We start from the raw sequence: 26,196 nt of genomic DNA, 5'->3' as shown, positions 1-26,196 counted from the left end.
GTGGCCGCCTGGGTGTTCACCCTTCGAGTGCAGCACAGCCGGAACGCGTCCGTCCGGCCCCGGATGTCGTTCCCGGCCGGTAACAACTGTGTGGGTGACAAGCGGCTTTTCTTCTGCCACAACGGTTCCGGAGCGTCACGGCTCGGGGAACACGGTCAGGCGCGAGACGCCGGTGGTGGTCGCGGTCAGCACGGCCACGCCGAACGGAGCGCCGTAGTGGTGGGCGAGGACGGCCGGTTGGTTGTTGGCGACGATGGGTGTCATCCGCCAGTCCCCCGGTGAGCCGATGACGGTGGCCAGGAACGCCAGGCACGTCTCGCGGCCGTCGAACCACGTCGGTGAGCCGGCCACCTCCAGGGCCGCGTCGGCGCGCAACGCCCGTTCCAGCGCGGCGAGGTCCGAGTTCTCGAACCCCGCGATGTACTCCGACAGCAGCGCTCGCGCCTGCGGTGAGGTCGGCTCGACCACGTCGTCCGCGGTCGGCGCGACCTCGGCCAGGCGGGCTCGCGCGCGTTGCAGGGCGCTCTTCACCGACGCCACCGTGGTGTCGAGCATGTGCGCGACCTCGGCGGCCGGGATGTCCAGCACCTCGCGCAGGATCAGCACGGCCCGCTGCCGCGGCGGCAGGTGTTGCAGGCCCGCGATCAACGCCAGGCGCAGGTCGTGGCGGGAGGCGACCACGGACGCCGGGTCCGCGGACTCCGCGGTGACCAGCGCGTCGGGCATCGGCTCCAGCCACGCCTCGCCCGGCAGTTCGGGGTCCAGCGGCGTGGACGGCAGGGCGCGGCGACGGCGGCCCTCCAGGGCGTTCAGGCAGGCGTTGGTGGCGATCCGGTACAGCCACACGCGCACCGACGAGCGTCCCTCGAAGCGGTCGAACGACCGCCACGCCCGCAGGTACGTCTCCTGCACGAGGTCCTCGGCGTCGTGCCGCGACCCGAGCATCCGGTAGCAGTGCGCCAGCAGCTCCTGCCGGAACGGCTCGGCGGTCCAGGTGAAGTCGATCACGCCAGCCCCAGCAGCGGTCGTGCCCACGCACCGAACCGGGCGATGGCGTCGTCGGCCTCCGGTGACCTCCCGGCGGCCATCTGGAACGTGTGCACCTGCTCGTCGAACACGTCCAACCGCACGTCGACCCCTGCCTCCTTCGCCCGCTCGGCCAGCGCCCGACCCTCGTCCAGCAGCGTCTCGTGGGCTCCGACCTGCACGAACAGCGGCGCGAGACCGGTCAGGTCGGCGTGCAGGGGGTTGGCCAGCGGGTCGCGGCGGGAGCCGTCCGGCCCGAGGAAGCCGGCCGCGAGCCCGTCGACGAAGTCCCGGTAGAAGAAGCCGTCGGTCAGCGCGTTGGTGCGGAACGACTCACCGGTCACCTCCATGTCGACCCACGGCGAGAGCGCCATCACCGCCGCCGGCAGCGGCAGGCCGGCCGCGCGGGCGTTGAGCTGCGTGGTGATGGTGAGGCCGCCGCCGGCCGAGTCGCCGGCGAACGCGATGTGCTCCGGCGCGAACGACCCCAGCAGCCACCGGTGCACGGCGGTGGCCGCGTCGACCTGCGCCGGGTGGGTGTGCTCGGGCGCGAACGGGTACCGGAACAGCAGCGCCCGCGCGCCCACGGCCTTGGCCAGGTGCCCGTACAGCTTGCGGTGCGTGTAGGTCGACCCGGCCACGAACCCGCCGCCGTGCATGCACAGCAGCACGCGGTCGGGCGCGGCGCCGTGCGGCAGCAGCCACATCGCGGGCGTGCCCGGCTCGGTGGTCTCGACGTAGTCGACGTCGCGCGGTTCGGCGGTCAGGTCGCCCCAGCTCTCGGGGTCCCCCGGCCGCCCGTTGAGCCGGTCCGCCGTCCACCGCTCGTACATCGCGCGCACCGCCGCCGACTGCTCGCTCGCCATCGCCCTGCCTCCTCGATCAGTGGTGTCGGGAGTTCAGACCGGTGCTCGACCGGAAAGGAATCGCTCAGGGGTGCGCGATGGTCGCGCCGAGGCTGCGCACGATGCCGTCGGTGCGGTTGAGGGCTTCGGTGCGGCGGGGGTTGGCGGGCACCCGGGTCAGGTCGACCACGCGGATCGGCGGGCCGAGCTCGACCAGGGTCGGCACGTAGGACGCCTCCTGCACGGCCCACCCGGACGGTCCCTTCACGAACTTGAACCGGGTGACGATGCCCTCCTCGGTGATGCCGCGCGGCTCGGAGTGGCGGGCCACCTCGTTGCCCATGCCGTAGACGACCCACTTGCCGCCGACCTGCTCGATCGGCTGCACGGCGTGCACGTGCGTGCCGATGATCAGGTCGACCGCCGGGTCGGCCAGCACGGCGCGCGCCATCTCGCGCTGCTGCGGCGTGGCCTCGTGCTGGTACTCGTTGCCCCAGTGCAGGCTGGCCACCACGACCTCGGCGCCGGCCGCCTTCGCCGCGCGCGCCGCCGCCAGCACGCCCTCGGTGGTCAGCTGGTTCGCCATCCACGGCTGCGGCAGCGGGATGCCGTTGAACCCGTAGGTGAACGCGATGTGCCCGACCTTCACCCCGCGCACGTCCAGCAGCAGCGGTGTGGCGGACTCCTCGGGCGAGCGGAACGAGCCGGTGTGCTTCAGCCCGGCCGCGTCCAGCACGTCCAGCGTCGTCCTGATCGCCGGCGCGCCCCGGTCGAGGGTGTGGTTGGACGAGGTGGAGCAGCTGTCGTAGCCGATCTCCCGCAACGCCGACGCGACCTCGGGCGGCGCGCTGAACGCCGGGTAGCCGTAGGTCGGTGCGCCGGGCGCGGACAGCGGCGTCTCCAGGTGGCAGATCGACACGTCGGCGGCGATCGCCTCGCGCAGGCCTTCCAGCAGCGGCACGAAGTTGCGCGCGCCGTCGGCGTCGGCCTGCTCGGTCAACGCCGGGTGGATCAGGATGTCGCCGCCCGCGGCCAACGTGAACGACGGCGGCTCGGGCGCCGCCGACGTGGTCGTGGTGGCCGGCTGCCGGGAGCTGGTGATCACCACCGGCGACCCGGTGCACGCCACCAGCAGGCAGAGGCAGGCGGCCAGCCCGAGGACCGGCCGCCCGCCGCGCGCGTTCAGCGGTGCCGCCCGCGGAGCCCGCGCACCAGCAGCGCCACCGCCAGCAGCCCGGCGACGACCGGCAGCACCCGCTTGAGCACGGGCACGCCCGCGGTGTCGATCAGGTCGATCGGCTCGTCCGGCACGGCGCGCAGGTGCGGCCTGGCGGTGGTCTCCGTGGAAGTCACCTCCTCAGCTTCCGCCGGCGCGAGCCGCGTCGCCAGGCATTCCGCGAACTCGCCGACCACCCGGCCGCCGACCTCGGCGATCAACCCCCGGCCGAACTGGGCGGGACGGCCGGTGACGGCCAGGTCGGTGACCACGGACACCTCGGTGCCGGCCGGGCCGCCTGCCGCGGCGTCGTCGGCCGCGGCGGTCAGGGCCACCGACACGGTCGCGGAGGCGGTGCCGTTGCCCCTGGCGTCCTTGCCCGACGCCTTGAGCACGGCCGCGTGCACCCGTTCGTCCACGGACGTGAACTCGCCGCTGCCCTTGTAGAGCAGCGTGACGGGGCCGAGCTTGACCTTGACCGTGCCGGTGAACTTCCGCCCCTCGACCCCGGTGAGGGTGGCGCCCGGCATGCAGGGCGCCACCTGCCGCGGGTCGAGCAGCGCCGCCCACACGTCCGGCGCGGGCGCGGGCACGGTGAACCGGTGTTCCAGCTTCATGCGCGCACCGCGGCCGTCACCGCGCGCTCGGTGAGCACGCGGGCCAGGTGTGACCGGTACTCGACGTCGGCGTTGCCGTCCGTCGGCGGGTCGGTGCCCTCCGCGGCACGGGTGGCCGCGGTGGTGATCGCCTCGGCCGTCGCGGGTTGCCCGACCAGCGCCTCCTCCACGCCGCGCGCCCGCACCGGCGTGGGTCCCATGTTGGTCAGGGCGACCCGGGCGTCGGTGATGCGGCCGTCGGAGACGCGCACCGCGGCCGCGACCGCCACGATCGCCCAGGCCTGGGCGACCCGGTTGAACTTCTCGTAGTGCGCGCCCCAGTCGGTCAGCTTGGGCACCTTGACGTGGGTGAGCAGCTCGTCGGGCGCCAACGCGGTGGTGAAGTAGTCGACGAAGAACTCCGCCGCGGCGATCTCCCGCGTGCCGCCCGGCCCCGTGCACACCATCACCGCGTCCAGCGCCAACGCGGACGCGAGCAGGTCGCCCGCCGGGTCGGCGTGGGCGAGGGCGCCGCCGAACGTGCCCCGGTGCCGCACCTGCGGGTCGGCGACGGTGTCGGTGGCCAGGCGCAGCAGCCGGGCGTGCTCGCGCACCAGCGGGTCGCGCTGCACCTCGTGGTGCGTGGACATGGCCCCGATGCGGAGCGAGTCGCCGTCGTCGTGCACGCCGGTCAGCTCGGTCAGCCCGGACAGGTCGACCACCAGGGTCGGCACGGCCAGCCGCATCCGCAGCACCGGGATGAGGCTCTGCCCGCCGGCCATCACCTTGGCGTCCTCGCCGCCCGCGGCCAGGGCGCGCACCGCCTCGTCCACGGAGGTGGGTGCGACGTAGTCGAACGCGGCGGGGATCACTCGCCACCTTCCCGCGGGTCGAGGGAGCCGAGACCGCCACCGGCCCCCGGCGTGGTCGGCACGTCCGCTGTCGTCCGATCGCCGGCTCCGCCCGCGGTCGTCCGATTGCCGGCTCCGCCTGCTGTCGTCCGATTGCCGGCTCCGCCTGCTGTCGTCCGATTGCCGGCTCCGCCTGCTGTCGTCCGATTGCCGGCTCCGCCTGCGGTCGTCCCGCGGTTGATGGCCCTCCACACCCGCATCGGCGTGCACGGCATCTCCACGTCGGAGACGCCCATGTGCCGCACGGCGTCCACGACCGAGTTGACCACGGCGGGTGTGGAGGCGATCGTGCCCGCCTCGCCGACGCCCTTCACGCCGAGCGGGTTGCTGGTGGCGGGTGTCTCGGTGCGGTCGGTGGTGAAGTGCGGCAGGTCGACCGCCGACGGCAGCAGGTAGTCGGCGAGGGTGGCGGTGGTGAGCGTGCCGCTCTCGTCGTGCACGGCCTCCTCGTACAGGGCCTGCGCGATGCCCTGCGCCAGGCCGCCGTGCACCTGACCCTCCACGATCAGGGGGTTGACCACCGTGCCGACGTCGTCGACGCAGACGTACGAGCGGATCTTCACCGCGCCGGTGCGCGTGTCGACCTCGGTCGCGCACAGGTGCGTGCCGTGCGGGTAGGAGAAGTTCTCCGGGTCGAAGGTGGCCTCGGCGTCCAGGCCGGGTTCCACGCCGTCGGGCAGGTTGTGCGCGACGTGCGCGGCGACCACGACGTCGCCGAGCGCCATGGTGGTGGAGGTGCCGCGCACGGTGAACGTGCCGGCGGTGAACTCGACGTCGTCCTCGGCGACCTCCATGAGGTGCGCGGCGACCGTGCGGGCCTTGGCGAGCACCTTGTCGGCCGCCACCACCACGGCCACGCCGCCCACGGCCAGCGACCGGGAGCCGTAACTGTCCATGCCGCGGTGCGAGACGCGCGTGTCGCCGTGCAGCACTTCGACGTCCTCGAACGGCACGCCGAGCCGGTCGGCCACGATCTGGCTCCACGCCGTCACGTGGCCCTGGCCGTGCGGCGAGGTGCCGGTGATCAGCTCGACCTTGCCGGTGGGCAGCATCCGGATCGCCGCGTGCTCCCAGCCGCCGGCCGCGTACCGCAGCGCGCCGAGCACGCGTGACGGCGCGAGCCCGCACATCTCGGTGTAGGTGGAGATGCCGATGCCCAGCTGCACCGCGTCGCCGTTGGCGCGGCGTTCGGCCTGCTCACGCCGCAGTTCCTGGTAGCCGAACAGCTCGGTGGCACGGGCGGTGGCGGCCTCGTAGTGGCCGGAGTCGTAGGTGAGGCCCGCGACCGTGGTGAACGGGAACTCCTCGTGCCTGATCCAGTTCCGCTCGCGCAGCTCCAGCGGGTCGACGCCCAGTTCGGCGGCCAGCTCGTCCATGATCCGCTCGATGGCGAACGTGGCCTCGGGCCGCCCGGCGCCCCGGTAGGCGTCGGTCGGCACCTTGTTGGTGAACACGTTCGTGCAGGTGAACCGGTAGGCCTGGAACTTGTAGATCCCGTTGTACATGAACGCGCCCAGGATCGGCACGCCCGGCGTGATCAGGCGCAGGTAGGCGCCCATGTCGGCGAGCAGGTCCACCTTGAGGCCGGTGACCGTGCCGTCACGGCGGGCCGCGATGGTGATCCGCTGCACCTGGTCGCGGCCGTGGTGGCCGGACAGCATCGACTCGGTGCGGGTCTCGGTCCACTTGACCGGCTTGCCGAGCCGGCGCGCGGCCAGCAGGGTCAGCACCTCCTCGGGCGTGACCTGGAGCTTGCCGCCGAAGCCGCCGCCGACGTCCGGCGCGATGACCCGGATCCGCTGCTCGGGGATGCCGAGCACGGCCGCCAGCATCCACCGCAGGATGTGCGGCACCTGCGTGGACGACCACATGGTCACCGAGTCCGGCGACGCGTCGACCACGACCGAGCGCGGCTCCATGAACGCCGGGATCAGCCGCTGCTGGCGGAACGTGCGCTCGACCACCACGTCCGCCTCGGCGATCGCGCGGTCCACATCGGACCCGCTGCCCGCCTCGGCGGAGTCGTACACCCAGGTGGCGCTCTTGTTCGTGCCCAGGTCGGGGTGCACGAGGTCGGCGCCGTCCTCGATCGCGCGCGCCATGTCGAGCACGACCGGCAGGTCCTCGTAGTCGACGTCGATCAGGGGCAGCGCGTCGTGCGCCTCGGCCGCGGTGCGGGCCACCACCAGGGCGACCGCCTCGCCGGCGAAGTTCACCCGGTCCACGGCCAGCGACGGCGCGGTCGGCGCCACCATGTCCTCGGTGATCGGCCACGCGCACGGCAGGCTGCCCTGCTCGGCGGCCAGGTCCCGGCCGGTGAGCACGAGCAGCACGCCGGGCATCCGCGCGGCTCCGGTGACGTCGATCGAGGTGATCCGGGCGTGCGCCGCGGGACTGCGCAGCAACGCCATGTGCAGCATCCCGGTGAGCTGCATGTTGTCGGTCCAGCGGGTCGCGCCGGTGATCAGCCGGGCGTCCTCCTTGCGCCTCCGTGCCCGGCCGATCTCCCTGGTGCCGGCCTCGGGGTCGACGGCTCCGGGGTCGGCGGTGGCGGCTGCGGGGTCGGCGGTGGCGGTCATCCCGCACCCCCGCGGGCGGCGTCACGGACGGCGCGCACGATGTTCTGGTAGCCGGTGCAGCGGCAGAGGTTGCCCTCCAGGCCGTGCCGCACCTCGTCCTCGTCGGGGTCGGGGTTCTCCGCGAGCAGGTCGATGGTCTGCATGATCATGCCGGGGGTGCAGAACCCGCACTGCAACGCGTGGTTGGCGTGGAACGCCTGCTGCACCGGGTGCAATCGCCCGTTCCGGGCCAGTCCTTCGACGGTGGTGACCTCGCGGCCGTCGGCCTGCACCGCGAGCACGGCGCAGGACTTCACGCTGCGGCCGTCGAGGTGGACCGTGCACGCGCCGCAGTTGCTGGTGTCGCAGCCCACGACCGTGCCGGTCTTCCCGAGCCGTTCGCGCAGGTGGTGCACCAAGAGCGTGCGCGGTTCCACTTCGTCGCTGTAGTCCACCCCGTCGACGGTGACCGTTATCCGCATGAACCCTCCAGAAGTGGTGGTGATGGGGGTCACACCGAGCCTGCTCTTGGTTGTCCTGGTGGACAACCCCCTCACTTGTGGATGGCGCCCTCCGTGCCGGCCAGGCGCCTGCCCTGCCCGCCCCACCGCAGGGCGATGATCTCGGCGGCGATCGACACCGCCGTCTCCTCGGGGGTGCGGGCGCCGAGGTCCAGGCCGATCGGGGACGCGAGCTTCGCCAGCTCGTCCTCGGTCACGCCCGCTTCGCGCAGCCTGCGCAGCCGGTCGTCGTGCGTGCGGCGGGAGCCCATGGCGCCGACGTAGCCGACCTTGAGCCGCAGCGCGACCTCCAGCAGCGGCACGTCGAACTTGGGGTCGTGGGTGAGCACGGCGACCACCGTCCGCTCGTCCACCCGGCCCTCGTCGGCCTGCGCGGCGAGGTAGCGGTGCGGCCAGTCCACGACCACCTCGTCGGCTTCGGGGAACCGACTGCCGGTGGCGAACACCGGGCGCGCGTCGCACACCGTGACGCGGTAGCCGAGGAACGCGCCGAGCCTCGCCAAGGCCGCCGCGAAGTCGATCGCGCCGAACACCAGCATCCGGGGCGGCGGCTCGAACGAGTTCACGAACACCGCCATGCCCTCGCCGCGCCGCTGGCCGTCGGGCCCGTAGTGCAGGGTGCCGCTGCGCCCGGCGGCGAGCAGGCCGCGCGCGTCGTCGGTGATCGCGTCCACGGCCCGGGCGGACGGGATGTCGCCGGTGGCGCGGTCGGGCCGGACGATCACCCGCCGGCCGACCCACTCGGGGTGTTCCACGACCGTGGCGATGGCCACCGGCTCCTGCGCCCGGACCGCCTCCAGGACCTCGGGCAGCTCGGGGAAGCGGGCCTTGTCGACCGGCTCCACGTAGACGTCGATGATCCCGCCGCAGGTCAGGCCCACCGCGAACGCGTCGTCGTCGCTCACGCCGTACCGCTGGAGCACCGGTTGGCCGCTGCGCACCACTTCCTGCGCCAGCTCGTAGACCGCGCCCTCCACGCAGCCGCCGGACACGCTGCCCACGACGGCGCCGTCCGCGCCGACCAGCATCGCCGCGCCGGGCGGTCGGGGCGCGGAGCTGAACGTGGCGACCACCGTGCCGACACCGACGGTTTCCCCCCGGTCGACGCGGTGGGCCAGGTCGGCGAGAACGTCACGCAAGTCGTACCTCCTCCAGCAGGGCGTGCAGGGTGGCGAGGCTGTGCCCGGCGAGCAGCCGGTCCAGGTGCGGCAGGGCGGCGACGATCCCGGACTGCACCGGCCGGTACCCGTCGTGGCCCGCGTGCGGGTTGACCCAGACGACCTTGTGCGCGAGTCGGCTCAGGCGCCGGGTCTGCTCGGCGAGCAGGGCCGGGTCGCCGCGTTCCCAGCCGTCGGAGCAGATGACCACCACGGCCCCGCGCGCGGCACCGCGTCGTCCCCAGCGGTCCAGGAAGACCTTGAGCGTCTCGCCCAGCCGCGTGCCGCCCTCGTAGTCGGGCACGGCGCGCGCGGCGGCGGCCAAGGCCTGCACGGGGTCGCGGTGGCGGAGTTCGCGGGTGACGCGGGTCAGCCGGGTGCCGAGCGTGCAGACCTCGACCGGCATGTGGCGGGTGAGGACGTGCGCGAACCGGAGGAGCGCGTCGGCGTAGGGCTTCATCGAGCCGGAGACGTCGACCAGCAGCACGACCTTGCGCGGGCGGGTGGTGCGGCGGCGGCGGCGTGGCCGCACCGGTTCACCGGTGGCGAGCATGTCCTTGAGCGTGGCGCGCGGGTCGATCGCGCCTCTGCGCGCGGGTGCCCGGCGCCGGGTGCGCCGCAGGGGCGGCACCGGCCGGAGCACGGCCAGCAGGTCGTCCAGGTGCCGCTTCTCGGCCGGGCTGAGCGTGGCGATGTCCTTGCGCCGCAGCACCTCCACGTCGCTGGCGGCGACCTTGAGCGTCGACGCCCGCCCGTCGCGCCCCGGCCCGCCGTCGCCGAGCGCGGCCAGGTGACTGGTCTGCCGGGCGCGCCTGCCGGGCGGCGTCGGCGGCACCCCGCCGAACCAGGCCGCGAACGCCGCGTCGTAGCGGGGCAGGTCGTCCGGCTCCCCGCACAACGTCAACCGCCCGGCCCAGTACACGTCCTCGCGCCGCCCCGGGCCCAGCCGGTCGACCGCCGCGACGAACGCGTGCACCCGCTCGGGCCCGCACGCGACGCCGCCGTGCCGCAGCGCGCGGGCGAACCCCACGAGCCCGGTCGACGCGCCGGCTGCGGTCATCCCCCGATTGTGCTCTCGGGCAGCCCCGTCAGCACACCGGCAGAAAGGGCGCGCTGGGCGTCCTCGTGGTACTTGAGGACGGCACCGAGCGTGATCGCCGCCGTGTCCGCGTCCAGTTCGGTGCGCCCCAGGGTGAGCAGGGCTTCGGCCCAGTCGAGCGACTCCGCCACGCCCGGCGGTTTGATCAGGTCCAGGTCGCGCAACCGCCGCACGGCTGACGCGACCTGGTGGGCGAGGCGTTCGGTGACGCCGGGCAGCCTGCGGCGGAGGATGGCGACCTCGCGGGCCAGGTCGGGGTGTTCCAGCCAGTGGTAGAGGCAGCGGCGCTTGAGGGCGTCGTGCACCTCGCGGGTGCGGTTGGAGGTGAGCACGACCAGCGGCGGGGTCTTCGCGGTGATGCGGCCCAGTTCGGGGATCGTCACCGAGTTCTCGCCCAGCACTTCGAGCAGGAACGCCTCGAACTCGTCGTCCGCCCGGTCCACCTCGTCGACCAGCAGGACGCACGGCGCGTTCTCCAGGGCTTGCAGCAACGGGCGGGCGAGCAGGAAGCGGCGGGTGTAGAGGGAGGCCTCGGCCTGCTCGGCGTCGACCGGGCCCGCGGCTTCGAGCGCGCGCAGGTGCAGCAGCTGGCGGGGGAAGTCCCAGTCGTAGAGGGCCTGGGTGACGTCGATGCCCTCGTGGCACTGGAGCCGGATCAGGGGCAGGTCGAGGGCTTGGGCGAGCGCCACGGCCAGGGACGTCTTGCCGGTGCCGGGCTCACCCTCGCAGAACAGCGGGCGGCGCATGTGCAGGGCCAGGTAGGCGGCCGTCGCGATACCCCGGTCGGGCAGGTAGCCGACCCGGTCCAAGCCGGCGGCGAGCTCTTCGATCACTGGGTTAGTTTGCCGCTGCTCCGCAGGCGGCGGCTCGATCGCCGGGAAGTCGGTCGTTCGTGACTCATTTCCCGCCGATCGAAAAGCGTGATCGGCGGGAAATGAGTCACGAACGACCGACGCGATCTCGCGGGGTCGGCGCCGGCGGATCAGGCGCGGGTGGTCGGTGCGGGGTTGCGGAGGGTGCGGCGGTAGTGGCCGGGGGCGGTGTGGTGGGTGCGCTTGAAGGCGGCGGCGAAGGCGAATTCCGAGGTGTAGCCGACCCGGGTGGCGATGGTGGCCAGTGGCGCGTCGGTGTCGCGCAGGAGGCGGGCGGCGGTGGTCATCCGCCACCAGGTCAGGTAGGTCAGCGGTGGGCGGCCGACCAGGGCGGTGAAGCGCTTGGCGAACGGCGCGCGGGACAGGCCGGTGGTCGTGGCCAGGCTCGCCACCGTCCACGGGTGCGCGGGGTCGCGGTGCATGTGGTGCAGGGCGGTGGCCGTGACCGGGTCGTTGAGCGCGGCGGACCAGCCCGCGGCGCGATCGGACCCGGTGAACCAGGTGCGCAGCAGGTACAGCAGGAGCGTGTCGAGCAGGGCGGGCACGAGGGCGTCGGAGCCGAGGCGCGGGTGTTCGAGTTCGCCTGCCAGGAGGGTGACGGCGGAGCGCAGTTCCGGGCCGGAGGCGAGCACGACGTCCGGCAGGTCGCGCAGCAGCGGGTGGACGTGCTCCAGCTCGTAGGCGCCGCACAGCGTGACGGTGGTCGGGTGCTCGGGCGCGGGGTGGTCGGCGGCGAAGGCCGGGTCGTTCGGGTCGCACGCCTGGCTCGTCAACGGGGTGGTGGGGCTGTCGGCCAGCGCGTGGCCCCGGCCGTCGGGCAGGAACACGACGTCGCCCTCGCGCAGCTCGACCGGGTCGGCGTGGTCGCGGATGAACCAGCACGTGCCCTCCAGCACCACCTGGAACCCGGACGCGCCCGGCACCGGTGCGAACCGCTGACCCCAGGGCTCCTGCCACGCCACCCGTGCGGCGACGGGCCGTCCGGTGCGCATCGCCGCGACCACGTCGCTCAGCAAGTCCACGAGACGATTAAACATGTATGCAGGATCCACACGCATGGATCGTCTTTTGCACACTGCATACATTCGCCAGGTGAGAGCCGCGCGGATTTTTGTATACGGTCGACCGTCTGTCATCGAGATCGCGGACGACGTCCCGATCCCGGTACCCGGACCGGGCGAGGTGCTGGTCGAGGTGGCGGCCACGTCGTTCAACCCGACGGAGGTGGCGGTGCGGTCGGGCCTGTTCGACCTGCCCCTGCCGCACACGTTGGGCTGGGACGTGGCCGGCACGGTCGACGGTGACCCGGTGGTCGGCTGGATCGACGGCGCGGCGGCCGAGTACGCCGTCGCACCGGCCGGACGGCTGGTCCCGGCGCCCCGGCGGATCCCGTTGGCCGACGCCGCCGCCCTGCCCCTGGCCGGTCTCAGCGCGTGGCAGATGGTGTTCGAGCACGGCCAGGTCCGACCGGGCCACCGGGTCCTGGTCAACGGCGCGGGCGGCGGCATCGGCGGGTTCGCCGTGCAACTGGCCAAGCACGCGGGCGCCCACGTCACCGCCACCGCGTCCCCCCGCAGCGCCGGCGCGGTCCGGGCGCTGGGCGCGGACGACGTCGTCGGCTACGACCCCACCGGGCGGTTCGACGTCGTGCTCAACCTCGTCCCGGACGCCCCGGTGGCACGGCTCGGCGGCGTCGTCGTCTCGGCCACCCTGAGCGACGCACCCGCCGCCCACTTCGTCACCCGCTTCGACGCCGCCCGGCTCACCGCGCTGGTCGACCTGGTGGACCGGGGCGTGGTCGTGGTCGACGTGTCCGAGCGGCACGACCTCGCCGCCCTGCCGGAGCTCCACCGCCGCGCCGAGGCCGGGGACCTCAGGGGCAAGGTCCTCGTGGTGCCGTGAAACCCTGAGAACGGCGCTCCGGGGGAAGTCAGGGTGCGTCCCCGATGTCCCGAAAGCCCTGGCGGAGCACTCTTGAGGCATGACGAACGACGTGCTCAACCAAGCCACCGACAAGGTCAAGAAGCTCCGTCGCAGCCGGACCGACAAGATGGTCGCGGGTGTGTGCGGCGGCGTCGCCAAGCTGCTCGGCGTGGACGCGGCGCTGGTCCGCATCCTGCTGGTCGCCGCCACCCTCTTCGGGTTCGGCGCCGGCGCGATCCTCTACCTGGCCTGCTGGATCCTCATGCCCGAAGAGGCCTGATGCCCGAGCGGGCCTGACGACCTACCGGGGGAAGCCGGGCACGCCCGGCAACAGCTGCCACGGCCGGGGACCGTCGAGGGGGCGGTACTCGACGCCGAGCGCGTCGAGCCGCGGCAGGTGGTGCTCGGCCAGCCGGGTCAGGAACTCCGCCTCGTCGCGTTCGGCGGGGCTCCACACGACCTCGGCGAACGCGCTCAACCTGGGGAAGGCGGCGTAGTCGAGCCGCCTGGGCGAGTCGAGGTGTTCGGTCCACAGGTTCGCCTGCGCGCCGAGCACCCGGTCCGCCGCCGCGGGCTCGTACCGGTACACGTCCGCCAGCGTCGTGACCGTCCCGACCGGGATCGGCTCGTCGGGGTGGTCGGACTGCCGGTAGTCCAGGTACACGTGCTCCTCCGGGCACATCACCACGTCGTGGCCGCGGTCCAGCGCGGTCAGGCCGGCGTCCTCGCCGCGCCACGACGCGACGATCGTGCGGGTCGGCAGCGGTCCGACGCCGAGCACCTCGTCCCACCCGAACGGCCGCCGCCCGCGTCGGTGCAGGTGTTGGGCGATGCGGCGGACGAACCGGCCGTCGCCGCCCTCCGCCTCGTCACCGCCCAGCCCGATCACCTCGGACGGGAACACGTCCAGCAGCTCGTCGAACACCTGCCGGTAGAAGTCCACGGTGGACTCGTCGGCCCGCAGCACGTTCGGGTTGATCCCCCAGTCCGTCCACACGCCGCCGCCGGACGCACCGAGTTCCGGGTACGCCGCGATGGCCGCCTGGCTGTGCCCCGGCACGTCGATCTCCGGCACCACCGTGATGTGCCGCCCGGCCGCGTACGCCACGACTTCCCGCAGGTCGTCCTGGGTGTAGTAGCCGCCGTGCGGTCGGCCGGCCATACCGCCGGAACGCCGGTCGCCGAACCGCGAGTCGGGCCGCCACCCGCCGACCTCGTGCAGCCGGGGGAACGTGCGGGACTCGAACCGCCAGCCCTGGTCGTCGGTCAGGTGCAGGTGCAGCACGTTCAGCTTGTGCACGGCCAGCAGGTCGACGTACCGCAGCAGGTCGTGCTTGGGCAGGAAGTGCCGCGCCACGTCGATCATCACGCCGCGCCACGCGAACCGCGGGTGGTCCTCGACCGTGCACACCGGCAGCGTCACCGCCCCCGGCGGCACCGCCCGGAACGCCGCGGGCCCGCTCAACTGCCGCAACGTCTGCCGCGCGTAGAACTCACCCGCGTCGTCGGACGCCTGGACCCGCACGCCGTCGGCCGACACCGACAGCCGGTAGCCCTCGGCGGGCCCGGCCACGCGCTCGACCTGGAACGTGCCGTCGAACGGCACCTCGCCGTCACCTCGGGTGAACGACACCGGACGGGGCAGGATCACGACTTCACCGCCCCGGCCAGGCCCGCGACCAGTCGCCGCTGCACCAGGATGAAGAAGATCAGCACCGGGATCGTCATCAACGTCGATCCTGCCATGATCGCGCCCCAGTCGTTCTGGTCGGGTTTCACGAACACCTGCAACGCCAGCGGCAGCGTCTGGTTCTCCGCCGCGGAGATGATGAACGTCTTGGCGAACAGGAAGTCGTTCCAGGCGTGGATGAACGACAGCACGCTCGTCGCCACCAGACCGGGCGCCACCAGCGGGAACAGCACCTGCCACAGGAACCGGAAGCGGGACGCGCCGTCCAGCGTCGCCGCCTCCTCCAGCTCCACCGGCACGGCCGCGACGAAACCGCGCAGCATCCAGATCGCGAACGGCAGGCTGAACGCGAGGTGCACCAGCACCAGCGAGCCGAGGTGGTTGAGCCCGAACACCGGCGCCACGTCCCGCACCGACTGCATGAGGAAGAACAGCGGGATGGTCAACGCCTCGACCGGCACCATCTGCACCACGAGCAGCATGACCAGCAGCGTGGTGCGGCTGCGGAACCGGAACCGGGTCAGCGCGGTGGCCGCCAGGAACGAGATGAGCAGGCTCAGCGCCACCACCGCGACCGCCACCACCACGCTGTTGAGCAGGTAGCGGCCGAAGCTCTGCACGGTCAGCGCGCGCACGAAGCTGTCGACCGTCGGCGCGAGCGTCCACGGCCGCGGGTCGGCCGAGATGACCTCCGCCTGCGGCTTCACCGCCGTCAGCACCATCCAGTACAGGGGGAACGCCACCACGGCCGCGATGCCGACCGTGACCGCTTCGGCGACACCCCGCGACACCCGCCGGTTCACAGCGCCTCCCCGCCCCGCCGCAACGCCCGCAGGTAGCCGGCGGTGACGAGCAGCAGCAACACGGTCATCACCACGCCGATGGTCGCGCCGAGCCCGTACTCGGAGGCGGCGAACGCCTGCTGGTAGGCGTAGACGTTGAGCACCAGGTTGCGGCCGGCGATGCCGCCGCCGTTGGTCATGATGTAGACCTGGGTGAACACCTTGAAGTCCCAGATGATCGACTGGATCGTCACCACGACCAGCAACGGCCGCAGCAGCGGCAGGATCACGCTGGTCGCGGTCCTCGTCGTGCTCGCGCCGTCCAGCGCGGCGGCCTCCAGCACCTCGCCCGGGATCGACTTGATCCCCGCGTACAGGGTGACCATGACGAACGGGAACGAGCACCAGACCACCTGCGCCGCGACCAGCCCGAACGCCACCCACTTGTCGTAGGTCCAGGAGAACCCGGTGGTGCCCAGCACCTCGTTGACGAACCCGAAGTTGGCGTCGAACAGGAACAGCCAGATGGTCGACCCGGCCACCGCGGGCGTCGCCCACGCGCCCAGCGCGGCCAGGAACAACGTCATCCGCGCCCACGTGCGCACCCTGGTGGCCAGCACCGCCAGCGCGGCGCCGACCAGCAGGGTGCCCACCACGCAGACCGCGGCGAACCCGACCGTCTGGCCGAGCACGGCCCAGAACCGCGCGTCGGCCAGCAGCGTCGTGTAGTTCCCCAGGCCCAGGAACGTCAGCGGCGCGCCACCGCTGACCTGCTCCTGGCCGTAGTCGAACAGGGAGATCAGCACGAGCTGGTAGATCGGGTAGCCCATCAACCCGACCAGCACCAGCAGCGCGGGGGCGAGGTAGGCGAACGCGATCCGCCCGTCGCCCTTGGACGTCCGCATCGTCATGAGCCGAAGGCGGCGTTCATCTGGTCGGCGGCGTCCTTGGCGGCCTTGTCGAGGTCCTCACCACCGGCGGCGACCTGCTGCAACAACGTCGGCAGCACCGCCTGGGCGTCGATCTTGGCCCAGTTCGGGGTGACCGGCACGAACCGCGTGCCCGCCTCCAGCGTCTCGATGAACGGCTCCAGCACCGGGTTGGCCTTCGCCACCTCGTCCTGCACGTCGCCGAACGTCGGCAGGTTGCCCATCGCGTCGAACATCTTGCGCTGGTACTCCTTGCCGCCCAGCAGCTGCACGAATTGGTTGGCCAGCGTCTTGCGCTCGCTGCCCTTCAGCACCCCGAGCAGGTTGCCGCCCGCGAACGCCGGCGCGATCTCGCCGGCCTTCTTGCCGGGCAGCGGCACGACCGCGTACTTGCCCGCGGCGGTGGAGGCGTCGACCGACTTGCGGTTGAAGTCACCGCCCACGACCATCGCCGCCTTGCCCGCGCGGAACGCCTCGACGCTGGCGTCGCCGCCGTTGCCCGCGCACTGGGCGGGCGGGCAGATGTCGTCCGCGATCAGCTCGGTGTACTGGCGCAGGCCCGCCTTGGACTCGGCGCTGTCGATCGTGGACACGTACGCGCCGCCGTCCTCGCGGGCGATGTCGCCGCCGTTGGCCCACACGAACGGCATCGCGCCGTAGGTGTACTTGCCGCCCGCGGAGATGCCGAGCAGGTCCGGCCTGGCGGCGCGGATCCGGCGGGCGAGCGGCGCGATCTCGTCCAACGTGGCCGGTGGCTTGATGTTCAGCTCCTGGAAGATGTCGGTGCGGTAGTAGAGCGCGCGCACGCCGACGTACCAGGGCACGCCGTAGACCTTGCCGTCCACCTTGCCGGTGTCGAGGACGGCGGGCAGCAGGTCCTTCGCCTCCGACCAGCCGCCGAGGTCGAGTTCGGCGAACCCGCCGCCCGCGACGTAGCCGGCCAGGTCGGTGTTGCCGAACTCGGCCACGTCGGGGGCGCTCTGGGGATCGCTGAACGCGGCCTTGAACCGCTCGGCGCGGGTCTGCACCTGGATGTACTGGACGTCGACCGTGACGCCCTGGTGTGCCTGCTCGAACTCGGCGACCGCCTCCTCGACGACCGCCTCCTTCGGGCCCCGGTTGACCTCGTCGAACAGCCAGACCCGGAGTTGCCCGGTCTGCTCGTCACCACCGACGGGCGCCGAGCCGGACTGGACCGGGGCGCACCCGGCCAGCACGACGGCGCCGACGACCGCTGCTGCTGCGAACCGCATCTCGCCCACCCTTCAGGTGTGTCACACCCCTGGGGCCGTTGCGTCATACGCAACGGCTATTTCACGGGAAGCAACGGCGATGCTAATGTCCGCATCGGCGAGCGGTCTAGACCAAATTCGCCCAGGTCCGGACCGCGTCGGCGGAGAGCGGGGCGTCCCACCCGCCTGGCCGCACCGCGCTCCCGACGTGGAACCCGGTGACGCCGACGGCCCGCAACGGCGCCACCTGCCCGACCTCGAGCCCGCCGCCGACCAGCAGCCGCACCGCGCCCTGGCGCGCGGCCAGCCGCTCCAGCACGCCGATCCCGTCGGCGACACCGCGCGGGCTGCCGGCCGCGAGCACCGTGTCGCAGCCGAGCCCGCCGACCACCGTCCACGCCGCCTCGGGGTCCGCCGAGTTGTCCAGCGCGCGGTGGAACGTCCACGCGCACCCGTCCAACTCCGCGATCAGCGCCGCGCACGCCACCTCGTCCACCCACCCGTGGGCGTCGAGGAAGCCGAACACGAACTCCGACGCCCCCGCCTCGCGCAGCGCCGCGGCGTCGCGCCGCAGGCCGTCGAGGTCGCCGGGCGCGAAGCCGCGCGCGTCGCGCAGCATGACCCGGACCGGCAGGTCGGTCGCGGACAGCACGTCGCGCAGCACGGTGACCGGCGGCGTCAGCCCGTCCGCGGCCATGTCGACGGTGAGTTCCAGCCGGTCCGCGCCGCCGGCCTGCGCGGCCTCGGCGTCGGTGGCGTCCAGTGCGATGACCTCAAGCATGGTCTAGACCATACCCACGCTCGGTGAGCCCCCGCGCCTCAACCGTGAACTGTTAAAACGGCGGCACGTATCCACCGTAGAACTACTCACTCCTTACCTAGTGACCGATCCTCAACCCCGACTGAGGAGGCCACATGAGCGCCACTCCGCCCGGCGTCGAAGAGCTGGACCCCGCCGACCTCGACACCGACGAGCTGGAGAAGCGGTTCGCCGCCGTCGAGGGGGCGACCGTCGAGTCCGACCAGGAGGACGACCCGCAGGACCCGCCACCGGCCACGCCGGAGGGTCACCACCAGACGCACGGCGCCCCGGTGGGCACCGACAGCACGTCCGTGACCGGCAACTGAACCTCTGGGGGGAGGGAGGTGGCGGTCGGTCGGCTTCGAGGGGTGCCGACCGGGTGTCATCGAGGTTGGGGGAGGCGGTCCGCGGTGCGAGGGGGGCATCGCGGACCGCCGCCGCGCCGATGACGGCAGCGGTGTGTGACGATCAGCTCCGGCTGGGGGATGTCGAGGAGGAGGTGACGACGTGGGAGAACTGCGCACGGCCGGTGAGCGCCCACCGTGGGAGGGGCTCGACGGGACGGACCGGCACGCGGCTTGCGTCGTCGCCGCACGCGACGGCGACCGGCGCGCACTGGACGTGCTGGTCGCCGACTTGACGCCACTGGTGTGGCACGTGGCGCGCGGGCACGGACTGGACCGCAGCACCGCCGAGGACGTGGTGCAGACGGTCTGGCTCGCGCTGCTGCGGCACCTCGACCGGCTGGTCGAACCCCGCGCCCTGGCCGCGTGGCTCGTCGTCGCGACGCGCCGCGAGGCCCAACGGACCTGGACACCGGCCCGTCGCGAAGCGGCGCTGAGCGACGAGCTGGCGGACCAACTGGAGAGCGAGTACGGCCTGCCCGAGGACGCCGCCCTGGTCGACGACCGGGACCACCGGCTGTGGCGGGCCTTCGGCCGCTTGTCGCAGAAGTGCCAGGAACTCCTGCGACTCACCGTGCTGGCCGGCCGGGCGGAGTACCGCGCGGTCGCCGAAGCACTGTCCATGCCGCGCGGCAGCATCGGCCCCACCCGGGGTCGGTGCCTGACCACGTTGCGCACACATCTCGACGCGGAAGGAGGATCGCGGTGAACGACATCGACCCGCGCGATGACCGCAGAGGCCAAGAGGACACCGCTGTCCTCACGGAACTGAACCGCCTGGTGTACGAGTTGGACGCGCCCCCGGCGGGGCTCGTCGAACGCATCCAGTTCGCGGTGGCTTTGGAGAACCTGGACGTCGAGGTGGCCCGCTGGGAACGCGCGGGCTCGTTCGCGGGGGTGCGGGGTGGCAGCCCCGGCACCATCACGTTCACGGTGGACAACCTGACGTTGATGGTGAACTTCACGTCGACCGGCGCACGGCACCGCATCGACGGCTGGCTCGTACCCGCGGGTGAGCACACCGTCGAGGTGAGGGTGGCCGAGCACGAGTCGAGCACCACCAAGGCCGACGACGGCGGCCGGTTCGTGCTGTCCGACGTGCCCGCGGGCACCACGCAGATCGTGGTGCACCTGGTGAACTCACGGGGTGAGCCGGGGCGGACGGTCGTGACACCGACGATCATGTTGTAGCCGCACGGCGTCACCGTGGGTCGACCGACCACACACTCACGGAGAGTAACCCGTTCGGCGCACACATAGCATCCACAAGACGGCTCCTCGGACACGTTCTGTGTGCTGGCATTAAGGGTGTGTCCGCGCCTCGTGCCGCCTTGCCGGTCTCCCCGCCAGCTCCCCGTGAACTCGACGTGGCCGTCGACCTGCACAAAAAGGCGTTCCGGGCGGCGTCGGGCGGCCGTCCGGCGGATGCGGTGACCCTGCTGCGGCGGGCGTTGCGGGTACTGCCGGTGACACCGCCGAGCGTCGAATCGACCACTGTCCGCATTCGTATCCTGATCACCCTGTCGTACGGCGAGGCGGAGACCGAGTCGGTCGAGGACGGCCTGGCGCGGCTGCTGACGGCGGGCGAGCTGATCACCACGCTGCCCGACGGGCCGGACGCGGTGGGGCTGAGGGCCATCGTGAAGGACCAGCAGGCCCTCATCCTGCACCGGGCCGGGCGGACCGCCGAGGCCATCGCCCTGTACGACGAGTCGGTGCGCCAGTTGGAGGCCGGGCGGGCGGCCGGGGTGGTCGGCGCGGCCACGCTGGCGACCGCGCTGATGAACCGCGGCCTGACCACCATCGCGTTCGGCCTGCCCGAGGCGGCGGAGCGGGACGTGCGGCGCGCGATCGACCTGGCCGAGGCCGAGGACCTGCCGCTGCTGAAGGCGAAGGCGCTGGGGAACCTCGGCGACATCGCCCACCTGACCGGTGACGTGCCCCGGTCGTTGGCCTTCCACGAGCAGGCGGAACGGGCGTTCCGGGTGCTCGCGCCGGACCTGGTGGCGCGCACCCGCATCGACCGGGCGCGGGTGATGCTGGCCGGCGGGTTGGCGGACGAGGCGGCCAAGCACCTGGACGAGGCGCTGGTCGTGCTGCGGCGGCGCCGGGTGGGGCAGGACTTGGCGGAGGCGGAGCTGGCGCGCGCCGCGGCGGCGTTGCTGCAGGGCGACCCGACCACCGCGCGACAGCTGTCCACCCAGGCCCAACGCCGCTTCCGGCGGCGGGGCAGCAAGTCGTGGGCCGAACTGGCGGCGTTGATGCGCATGAGAGCCGAATTCGCCATCGCCACCGCCACCACCCCGCCTCCTGCTACCCCGCTTCCTGCCGTCTCCCCCACTGCCGCTTCGCCCGCTGCCGTCTCCCCCACTGCCGCTTCGCCGTCGCCCGACGTCGTGCCCGTTCCTGCCGTCAGCGTGGAGTCCGGTGCTGCGACCGTCGGAGGGCTGTTCGTCCCCGCCCAATCGCGCTCGGACGTCGCCTTGGTGGCCGTTGCGAGGCATGCGCCGACCCGGATCACCCCTGCTCGCGCGACCAGGCTGGCCGAGCGGTTGACCGACGTGGGGTTGACCGACGAGGCCGCCGTCGCGCGGCTGCTCGCCGTGCGGATGGCGGTCCGCCGCGGCCACCTGACGGCCGCCCGCGCGCTGCTGGAGCAGGTCCCGGCGCCCGGTCCGATCACGCCGATCGACCACCGGATGCTGCGGCGGCTGTGCCGTGCCGAGCTGGCGGTGGCGGTCGGCGACCCGGCTGCGGCGTTGCGCGAGGCCGAGGAGGGGCTCACCGAGCTGGGTCGCGTCCGCGACCGGATGGGTGGCCTCGACCTGCTGTGCGGCACCGCCGTGCACGGCCGTGAGCTGGGCGAACTCGCCATCGGCCTGGTGCTGGACCACGGCGGTGACGCGGAGGCGGCGTTCGACTGGCTGGAGCGGACGCGGGCGCAGGTGTACCGGTACGAGCCGTTGCCCGCGATCGACGACCCGGTGCTGGCGCGGCGGGTGGCGCAGGCGCGGTCGTTGGCGCGGGCGGTGCAGCAGGCGCGGTTGGACGGTCGGCCGGTGTCCGAGCTGGAGGATCGGCTGGACGCGTTGCAGCGCGAGGTGGCGCGGCTCGGTTGGCACACGAGCGTGTGGGGCCGGCCGCGACCGGTGTGCCGGGTCGCCGACGTGCGGACCGCATTGGGTGATCGCGCGATGGTGAGCTTCGTGACGCACGGTGGCGTGCTGTCGGCCGTGGTGCTGGTGGCGGGTGACGCGGCTCTGGTGCGGCTGGGCGCGACCGGGACCGTGTTCGAGTCGGCCCGGCAGTTGCACGCCGACGTGGACGTGCTCGCGCCCGACCACCTGTCACCGCTGTCCGCCGCGGCCGTGGCGGCGTCGGCCGGGCGGCGGGCGGAGCGGTTGGACGAGGCGTTGATCGGGCCGTTGGCCGGGCTGGTCGGCGAGCGCGAGCTGGTCGTCGTGCCGACCGGTGACCTGTACGCGGTGCCGTGGAACGCCCTGCCGTCGCTCCGCGGCCGTCCGATCGTGGTCACCCCGTCGGCGACGGCGTGGCTGAACGCGATGTCGGGCCGGACTGCGGCGTCGCGGGTCGTGCTGGTGGGTGGGCCGAACCTGCCGGAGGTCGTCGGCGAGGTGAGCGACCTGCGCGGCACCTACCCCGACGCGGTGATGGCGGAGACGGTGGGCGACGTGCTGGCCGCACTGGACGGCGCCCGGTTGGCGCACATCGCGGCGCACGGCCGGCACGTGGCCGACAACGCCTTGTTCTCACGCCTGGAGCTGATCGACGGCCCGCTGTTCGCCCACGACACGGCCCGCCTCCACACCGCACCTGAACAGGTGATCCTCGCCGCCTGTTCCTTGGCGTTGAGCCACATCAGACCGGGTGACGAGGCACTGGGCTTCGCGGGCGCGCTGCTGGCCGGCGGTTCGCGCACGGTCGTCGCCGCCGTCAACCAGGTGGGCGACCGCGCCGCCGCGATGACCATGGGGACGTTCCACAAACTCCTGGCCGACGGCAAACCGCTGTCCCACGCCCTGGCCGAAGCGACCGCCGCCGACCCCCTGCGCCGCCCGTTCGTGTGCTTCGGCGCCTGACCCGTTCGCGGGCGCTCGGCAGCTCGGGGGCTCTAGGCAATTTCGTGGGCACTGGGCAATTTCGTGGGCACTGGGGCAATGCGCCGGCACTCGGCGACTCGTGGGCACTGGGCGATCAGAACGCGCCGATCAACCCACCCGCGTCACTGACCGGCACGGTGTGCGTGGCGAACCCGGACCCGGTGGCGACGTGCAGCAGGAACCCCGTCGGCTCGGCGAGGTACCCGACCTGCCGGTCGGCGCGCAGCGTCAGCGAGGTCTGCCGGTAGGTGCTGGGCGCGACGGACACCGCCGTGCCCGCGAACGGCACGCTGATCGCCCGGTGCACGTGCCCGGCCAGGACGCGGGCGACGTTGCCGTGGCGGGCGAGGACGTCGCCCAACGCCGGGCCGTCCTCCAGTCGCATGCCGTCGAGGTACGGGATGCCGACGGCGACCGGCGGGTGGTGCAGGCACACGAAGGTCGGCACGTCAGGCCGCTGGGCGAGCACGTCGTCCAGCCACGACAACTGCTCGTCCCCCAGGCGCCCGGCCGGCCCGTCCGGCCGCCACGAGTCCAGCGCGACGATGGTGAACCCGGGGTGGGCAACGGCGTAGTGCGCCGACACCCCGCCGCCGAGGAACGGCGTCCCACCGAACACTTCCAGCAACGCCGCCGGGTCGTCGTGGTTACCGGTGGTCAAGTGCAGGGGCACCGGAAAATCCCCGATCAGGTCACGCAACTGCACGTAGGCGTCAACCTGCCCGAATTCCGTGAGGTCACCGGTGATCACCACGCAATCCGGCCGAGGATCCACCGCCAGCACCCGCCCCAACGCACGGCTCAGCGAGGCGGCGGGCTCACCGGCCAGGACATCGGTCCGCAGGTGCGGGTCACTCAGGTGCGCGATGAGCACGTGGTCAACTCCAGGTTTTCGGCGACCGGGCAAGCCGGGTCGGGCAACGCCAGGATCAGGCAAATCACGGGTTCAGGCCAAGCCCAGGACAACAGTCCGGCGTCGGCAGCGCGGATCCGGCCAATTCCACCCGACCGCCGGCCGGCTCAGGCGAATTCGCGCGGTTCGGGCGCCCGGACCGGCCGTCCACGCAAAATCTCCAGGTTCCGGCAGGTCGTTCAGTCGGACCTGCGCGATTCCGGCAGGCCGTCCACGCGGATTCGCGCGGCCCAGGGCGGATCGGACGGAGCGGGACGCTGGACGAGCGGAGCAGGCGGGTCTGCCTGGGCGTGTCAGGCGAGCTGGTCGGGCACGCCCGATCCGATCGGGCCGGCGTGTCGGATCAGCGGTGTCCAACCGGCGGTGTCGGATCCGCGGGGTCAGGCCAGCGGGGTCAGGCGTGGTGGGGCGTAGCGCGTTGGACGCGGCAGGCAAGGCCGGGCACGGATGGCGAGGCGGACAGGGCCGGGTATGGGCTGAGAGGGCTGGCTGAGGCGGGCGGGGCTGGGCGAGGCGCGCGGGCCGAGGCGGGCGGAGCGGGTGGGCTGCGGTGGGTGGGCGGTGGCAGTGGTGAGGGGTGGATGGCCGGGGCGGGGGCTGGGGTTGGGCAGGTGGGGTGGTCGGGGTTCCGTCTCGATTTAACCGAGGGGTGGTAACAGTGTTTCCGTACATTTCCGGGCCGATCTCACCCGATCGTGTGGCCCGTGGTCCCGTCCACCGCAGGTGGCGGATGGCGAAGGGCCCGGTTCGCTGGGAGCGAACCGGGCCCTTCGAGACTTCATCCGATCGAACCGCGGTCAAGTGACCTGGTCGATCAGAAGTCCATGCCGCCGCCCTCGGGCATGGCCGGGGCAGCGCCCGCCTTCTCCGGCTTGTCCGCCACCACGGCCTCCGTGGTGAGGAACAGCGCGGCGATCGACGCGGCGTTCTGCAGCGCCGAACGGGTGACCTTCGTCGGGTCCGGCACGCCGGCCGCGAGCAGGTCCTCGTACACACCGGTCGCGGCGTTGAGGCCGTGGCCGACGGGCAGGCCCTTGACCTTCTCCACGACGACACCGCCCTCAAGGCCGGCGTTGATGGCGATCTGCTTCAGCGGCGCCTCGACGGCGACCCGAACGATGTTCGCACCGGTCGCCTCGTCACCTTCGAGGTTCAGGCCCTTGAACGCGATCTCGGCGGCCTGCAGCAGCGCGACGCCACCACCGGCGACGATGCCCTCCTCGACGGCGGCCTTCGCGTTGCGAACGGCGTCCTCGATGCGGTGCTTGCGCTCCTTCAGCTCCACCTCGGTGGCGGCGCCGGCCTTGATCACCGCGACACCGCCGGCCAGCTTCGCCAGGCGCTCCTGCAGCTTCTCGCGGTCGTAGTCGGAGTCCGACTTCTCGATCTCCGCGCGGATCTGGTTGACGCGACCCTGGATCTGCTCGGGGTCACCCGCACCCTCGACGACCGTGGTCTCGTCCTTGGTCACGACGACCTTGCGGGCCTTGCCCAGCAGCGACAGGTCGGCGTTCTCCAGCTTGAGGCCGACGTCCTCGGTGATGACCTGGCCACCGGTGAGGATCGCGATGTCCTGCAGGATCGCCTTGCGGCGGTCGCCGAAGCCGGGCGCCTTGACGGCGACGGACTTGAACGTGCCGCGGATCTTGTTGACGACCAGCGTGGCCAGGGCCTCGCCCTCGACGTCCTCGGAGATGATCAGCAGCGGCTTGCCGCCCTGCATGACCTTCTCCAGCAACGGGAGCAGGTCCTTCACGGACGCGATCTTCGAGCCGTACAGGAGGATGTACGGGTCTTCCAGGATCGCTTCCTGGCGCTCGGGGTCGGTCACGAAGTAACCGGAGATGTAACCCTTGTCGAAGCGCATGCCCTCGGTGAGCTCGAGCTCGAGCCCGAGAGCGTTGCTCTCCTCGACGGTGATGACGCCTTCCTTGCCGACCTTGTCCATCGCCTCGGCGATGAGCTCGCCGATGGTCGAGTCGCCCGCGGAGATGGACGCCGTGGCGGCGATCTGCTCCTTGGTCTCGACCTCGCGCGCGGTCTTCAGCAGCTGCTCGGTCACGGCCTCGACGGCCTTCTCGATGCCGCGCTTGAGGCCCAGCGGGTTGGCGCCCGCGGCCACGTTGCGCAGTCCCTCGCGGACCAGGGCCTGGGCGAGCACGGTGGCGGTCGTGGTGCCGTCACCCGCGACGTCGTCGGTCTTCTTCGCCACTTCCTTGACGAGCTCGGCCCCGATCTTCTCCCACGGGTCTTCGAGCTCGATCTCCTTGGCGATGGAGACGCCGTCGTTGGTGATGGTCGGCGCGCCCCACTTCTTCTCGAGCACGACGTTGCGACCCTTGGGGCCGAGCGTCACCTTGACGGCGTCGGCGAGAATGTTCATCCCACGCTCGAGACCGCGGCGGGCATCCTCGTCGAACGCGATCATCTTGGCCATTGCGGTGTGTTCCTCCGCCTGATTACGAATGGGGCCACTGCGGACGCTCGCCCGCAGCGGAACACGGTGCTTCGGCCAGGCTCGGTGCCCGCGACGGACGACCAGCCCCCTGGAGGGGACGGGCCTCACCGTCCCAGCCTGCGTGTTGGCACTCAGGTGTTC

General features: G+C 72.5%; 23 protein-coding genes and 1 pseudogene. 6 read left to right on the top strand and 18 right to left on the bottom strand.

Features of this window, described 5'->3' with window-relative positions; translation table 11 throughout:
* Positions 1-135: 135 nt before the first annotated feature.
* From AB0K14_RS03745 to AB0K14_RS03695, 11 genes and pseudogenes are all read right to left on the bottom strand, one after another.
* Positions 136-1,008: an RNA polymerase subunit sigma-70 gene (locus AB0K14_RS03745; RefSeq protein ID WP_360462389.1), complete on the bottom strand. Its 873-nt coding sequence runs from the start codon at positions 1,006-1,008 to the stop codon at positions 136-138.
* Positions 1,005-1,892 carry an alpha/beta hydrolase gene (locus tag AB0K14_RS03740; protein WP_360462392.1) on the bottom strand — a complete coding sequence of 296 codons (888 nt, stop codon included), beginning with the start codon at positions 1,890-1,892 and terminating at the stop codon, positions 1,005-1,007. The genes AB0K14_RS03745 and AB0K14_RS03740 overlap by 4 nt, the downstream gene beginning before the upstream one ends.
* 64 nt (positions 1,893-1,956) lie before the next feature.
* Positions 1,957-2,976 (bottom strand): CapA family protein, encoded by a 1,020-nt coding sequence (locus tag AB0K14_RS03735; RefSeq protein WP_360462395.1) that lies wholly within the window; start codon positions 2,974-2,976, stop codon positions 1,957-1,959.
* 77 nt (positions 2,977-3,053) lie between these two features.
* Entirely contained in the window at positions 3,054-3,704 is a 651-nt protein-coding gene (locus AB0K14_RS03730) for an SRPBCC family protein (RefSeq protein WP_360462398.1), read from the bottom strand.
* Positions 3,701-4,555, bottom strand: a complete 855-nt coding sequence (locus AB0K14_RS03725) for a xanthine dehydrogenase family protein subunit M (RefSeq protein ID WP_360462401.1) — start codon at positions 4,553-4,555, stop codon at positions 3,701-3,703. The genes AB0K14_RS03730 and AB0K14_RS03725 overlap by 4 nt, the downstream gene beginning before the upstream one ends.
* Before the next feature lie 215 nt (positions 4,556-4,770).
* Positions 4,771-7,173, bottom strand: a pseudogene (locus AB0K14_RS03720) (xanthine dehydrogenase family protein molybdopterin-binding subunit); the annotation flags it as partial.
* Entirely contained in the window at positions 7,170-7,634 is a 465-nt protein-coding gene (locus AB0K14_RS03715) for a (2Fe-2S)-binding protein (RefSeq protein WP_360462404.1), read from the bottom strand. The gene AB0K14_RS03715 and the pseudogene AB0K14_RS03720, both read right to left, overlap by 4 nt.
* Before the next feature lie 71 nt (positions 7,635-7,705).
* Entirely contained in the window at positions 7,706-8,812 is a 1,107-nt protein-coding gene (locus tag AB0K14_RS03710; RefSeq protein WP_360462407.1) for an XdhC/CoxI family protein, read from the bottom strand.
* The gene (locus AB0K14_RS03705; protein WP_360462409.1) at positions 8,805-9,890 is read right to left on the bottom strand and encodes a VWA domain-containing protein; all 1,086 of its coding nucleotides are present in this window, start codon (positions 9,888-9,890) and stop codon (positions 8,805-8,807) included. Before AB0K14_RS03705 ends, AB0K14_RS03710 begins: the two co-directional genes overlap by 8 nt.
* Complete coding sequence (locus AB0K14_RS03700) at positions 9,887-10,801, bottom strand: MoxR family ATPase (protein WP_360462416.1); 915 nt, start codon at positions 10,799-10,801, stop codon at positions 9,887-9,889. Before AB0K14_RS03700 ends, AB0K14_RS03705 begins: the two co-directional genes overlap by 4 nt.
* 110 nt (positions 10,802-10,911) lie before the next feature.
* Complete coding sequence (locus AB0K14_RS03695) at positions 10,912-11,823, bottom strand: AraC family transcriptional regulator (protein WP_360453845.1); 912 nt, start codon at positions 11,821-11,823, stop codon at positions 10,912-10,914.
* 70 nt (positions 11,824-11,893) lie between these two features.
* Between AB0K14_RS03695 and AB0K14_RS03690 the strand changes: the two genes are divergently transcribed.
* Both AB0K14_RS03690 and AB0K14_RS03685 read left to right on the top strand, forming a co-directional pair.
* Entirely contained in the window at positions 11,894-12,703 is an 810-nt protein-coding gene (locus tag AB0K14_RS03690; protein ID WP_360453848.1) for an NADP-dependent oxidoreductase, read from the top strand.
* A gap of 79 nt (positions 12,704-12,782) precedes the next feature.
* A complete protein-coding gene (locus AB0K14_RS03685) occupies positions 12,783-13,004 on the top strand; it encodes a PspC domain-containing protein (protein WP_053718672.1) in 222 nt (73 codons plus the stop codon).
* A 21-nt stretch (positions 13,005-13,025) separates the two neighbouring features.
* Here AB0K14_RS03685 and AB0K14_RS03680 read toward each other — a convergent pair whose 3' ends face one another.
* The 5 genes from AB0K14_RS03680 to AB0K14_RS03660 form a co-directional block, all read right to left on the bottom strand.
* Complete coding sequence (locus AB0K14_RS03680) at positions 13,026-14,330, bottom strand: beta-N-acetylhexosaminidase (protein ID WP_360454349.1); 1,305 nt, start codon at positions 14,328-14,330, stop codon at positions 13,026-13,028.
* Positions 14,331-14,371: 41 nt separating this feature from the next.
* Positions 14,372-15,217, bottom strand: a complete 846-nt coding sequence (locus AB0K14_RS03675; protein ID WP_360453853.1) for a carbohydrate ABC transporter permease — start codon at positions 15,215-15,217, stop codon at positions 14,372-14,374.
* Positions 15,214-16,107, bottom strand: a complete 894-nt coding sequence (locus AB0K14_RS03670) for a sugar ABC transporter permease (protein ID WP_360453856.1) — start codon at positions 16,105-16,107, stop codon at positions 15,214-15,216. Before AB0K14_RS03670 ends, AB0K14_RS03675 begins: the two co-directional genes overlap by 4 nt.
* Positions 16,104-17,378 (bottom strand): extracellular solute-binding protein, encoded by a 1,275-nt coding sequence (locus AB0K14_RS03665; protein ID WP_360453859.1) that lies wholly within the window; start codon positions 17,376-17,378, stop codon positions 16,104-16,106. The genes AB0K14_RS03670 and AB0K14_RS03665 overlap by 4 nt, the downstream gene beginning before the upstream one ends.
* A gap of 106 nt (positions 17,379-17,484) precedes the next feature.
* Positions 17,485-18,138 carry a copper homeostasis protein CutC gene (locus tag AB0K14_RS03660; protein ID WP_360453862.1) on the bottom strand — a complete coding sequence of 218 codons (654 nt, stop codon included), beginning with the start codon at positions 18,136-18,138 and terminating at the stop codon, positions 17,485-17,487.
* Between the two features lie 134 nt (positions 18,139-18,272).
* Here AB0K14_RS03660 and AB0K14_RS03655 point away from each other — a divergent pair, with 134 nt between their 5' ends.
* From AB0K14_RS03655 to AB0K14_RS03640, 4 genes are all read left to right on the top strand, one after another.
* On the top strand, positions 18,273-18,485 hold the full coding sequence (locus AB0K14_RS03655; protein ID WP_360453865.1) for a hypothetical protein: 213 nt from the start codon (positions 18,273-18,275) through the stop codon (positions 18,483-18,485).
* A 181-nt stretch (positions 18,486-18,666) separates the two neighbouring features.
* Complete coding sequence (locus tag AB0K14_RS03650; protein WP_360453868.1) at positions 18,667-19,272, top strand: sigma-70 family RNA polymerase sigma factor; 606 nt, start codon at positions 18,667-18,669, stop codon at positions 19,270-19,272.
* The gene (locus tag AB0K14_RS03645; protein WP_360453871.1) at positions 19,269-19,754 is read left to right on the top strand and encodes a carboxypeptidase regulatory-like domain-containing protein; all 486 of its coding nucleotides are present in this window, start codon (positions 19,269-19,271) and stop codon (positions 19,752-19,754) included. The genes AB0K14_RS03650 and AB0K14_RS03645 overlap by 4 nt, the downstream gene beginning before the upstream one ends.
* 119 nt (positions 19,755-19,873) lie before the next feature.
* The gene (locus AB0K14_RS03640; RefSeq protein ID WP_360453874.1) at positions 19,874-22,663 is read left to right on the top strand and encodes a CHAT domain-containing tetratricopeptide repeat protein; all 2,790 of its coding nucleotides are present in this window, start codon (positions 19,874-19,876) and stop codon (positions 22,661-22,663) included.
* 115 nt (positions 22,664-22,778) lie between these two features.
* Here AB0K14_RS03640 and AB0K14_RS03635 read toward each other — a convergent pair whose 3' ends face one another.
* Both AB0K14_RS03635 and groL read right to left on the bottom strand, forming a co-directional pair.
* A complete protein-coding gene (locus AB0K14_RS03635) occupies positions 22,779-23,558 on the bottom strand; it encodes a phosphodiesterase (RefSeq protein ID WP_360453877.1) in 780 nt (259 codons plus the stop codon).
* A gap of 853 nt (positions 23,559-24,411) precedes the next feature.
* Positions 24,412-26,034 carry a chaperonin GroEL gene (gene groL, locus AB0K14_RS03630; RefSeq protein WP_360453880.1) on the bottom strand — a complete coding sequence of 541 codons (1,623 nt, stop codon included), beginning with the start codon at positions 26,032-26,034 and terminating at the stop codon, positions 24,412-24,414.
* Positions 26,035-26,196 lie beyond the last annotated feature (162 nt).

Origin of the sequence: Actinosynnema sp. NPDC050801 (assembly GCF_040673975.1) — a bacterium.
Lineage (GTDB): Bacteria > Actinomycetota > Actinomycetes > Mycobacteriales > Pseudonocardiaceae > Actinosynnema.
This window is presented reverse-complemented; position numbering and strand designations above follow the sequence as displayed.

What these genes read in the sequence shown, in the direction of transcription:
- groL (WP_360453880.1), bottom strand. Translation starts at nt 26,034, where the DNA reads ATGGCCAAGATGATCGCGTTCGACGAGGATGCCCGCCGCGGTCTCGAG.
- AB0K14_RS03655 (WP_360453865.1), top strand. Translation starts at nt 18,273, where the DNA reads ATGAGCGCCACTCCGCCCGGCGTCGAAGAGCTGGACCCCGCCGACCTC.
- AB0K14_RS03660 (WP_360453862.1), bottom strand. Translation starts at nt 18,138, where the DNA reads ATGCTTGAGGTCATCGCACTGGACGCCACCGACGCCGAGGCCGCGCAG.
- AB0K14_RS03705 (WP_360462409.1), bottom strand. Translation starts at nt 9,890, where the DNA reads ATGACCGCAGCCGGCGCGTCGACCGGGCTCGTGGGGTTCGCCCGCGCG.
- AB0K14_RS03740 (WP_360462392.1), bottom strand. Translation starts at nt 1,892, where the DNA reads ATGGCGAGCGAGCAGTCGGCGGCGGTGCGCGCGATGTACGAGCGGTGG.
- AB0K14_RS03730 (WP_360462398.1), bottom strand. Translation starts at nt 3,704, where the DNA reads ATGAAGCTGGAACACCGGTTCACCGTGCCCGCGCCCGCGCCGGACGTG.
- AB0K14_RS03670 (WP_360453856.1), bottom strand. Translation starts at nt 16,107, where the DNA reads ATGACGATGCGGACGTCCAAGGGCGACGGGCGGATCGCGTTCGCCTAC.
- AB0K14_RS03715 (WP_360462404.1), bottom strand. Translation starts at nt 7,634, where the DNA reads ATGCGGATAACGGTCACCGTCGACGGGGTGGACTACAGCGACGAAGTG.
- AB0K14_RS03685 (WP_053718672.1), top strand. Translation starts at nt 12,783, where the DNA reads ATGACGAACGACGTGCTCAACCAAGCCACCGACAAGGTCAAGAAGCTC.
- AB0K14_RS03665 (WP_360453859.1), bottom strand. Translation starts at nt 17,378, where the DNA reads ATGCGGTTCGCAGCAGCAGCGGTCGTCGGCGCCGTCGTGCTGGCCGGG.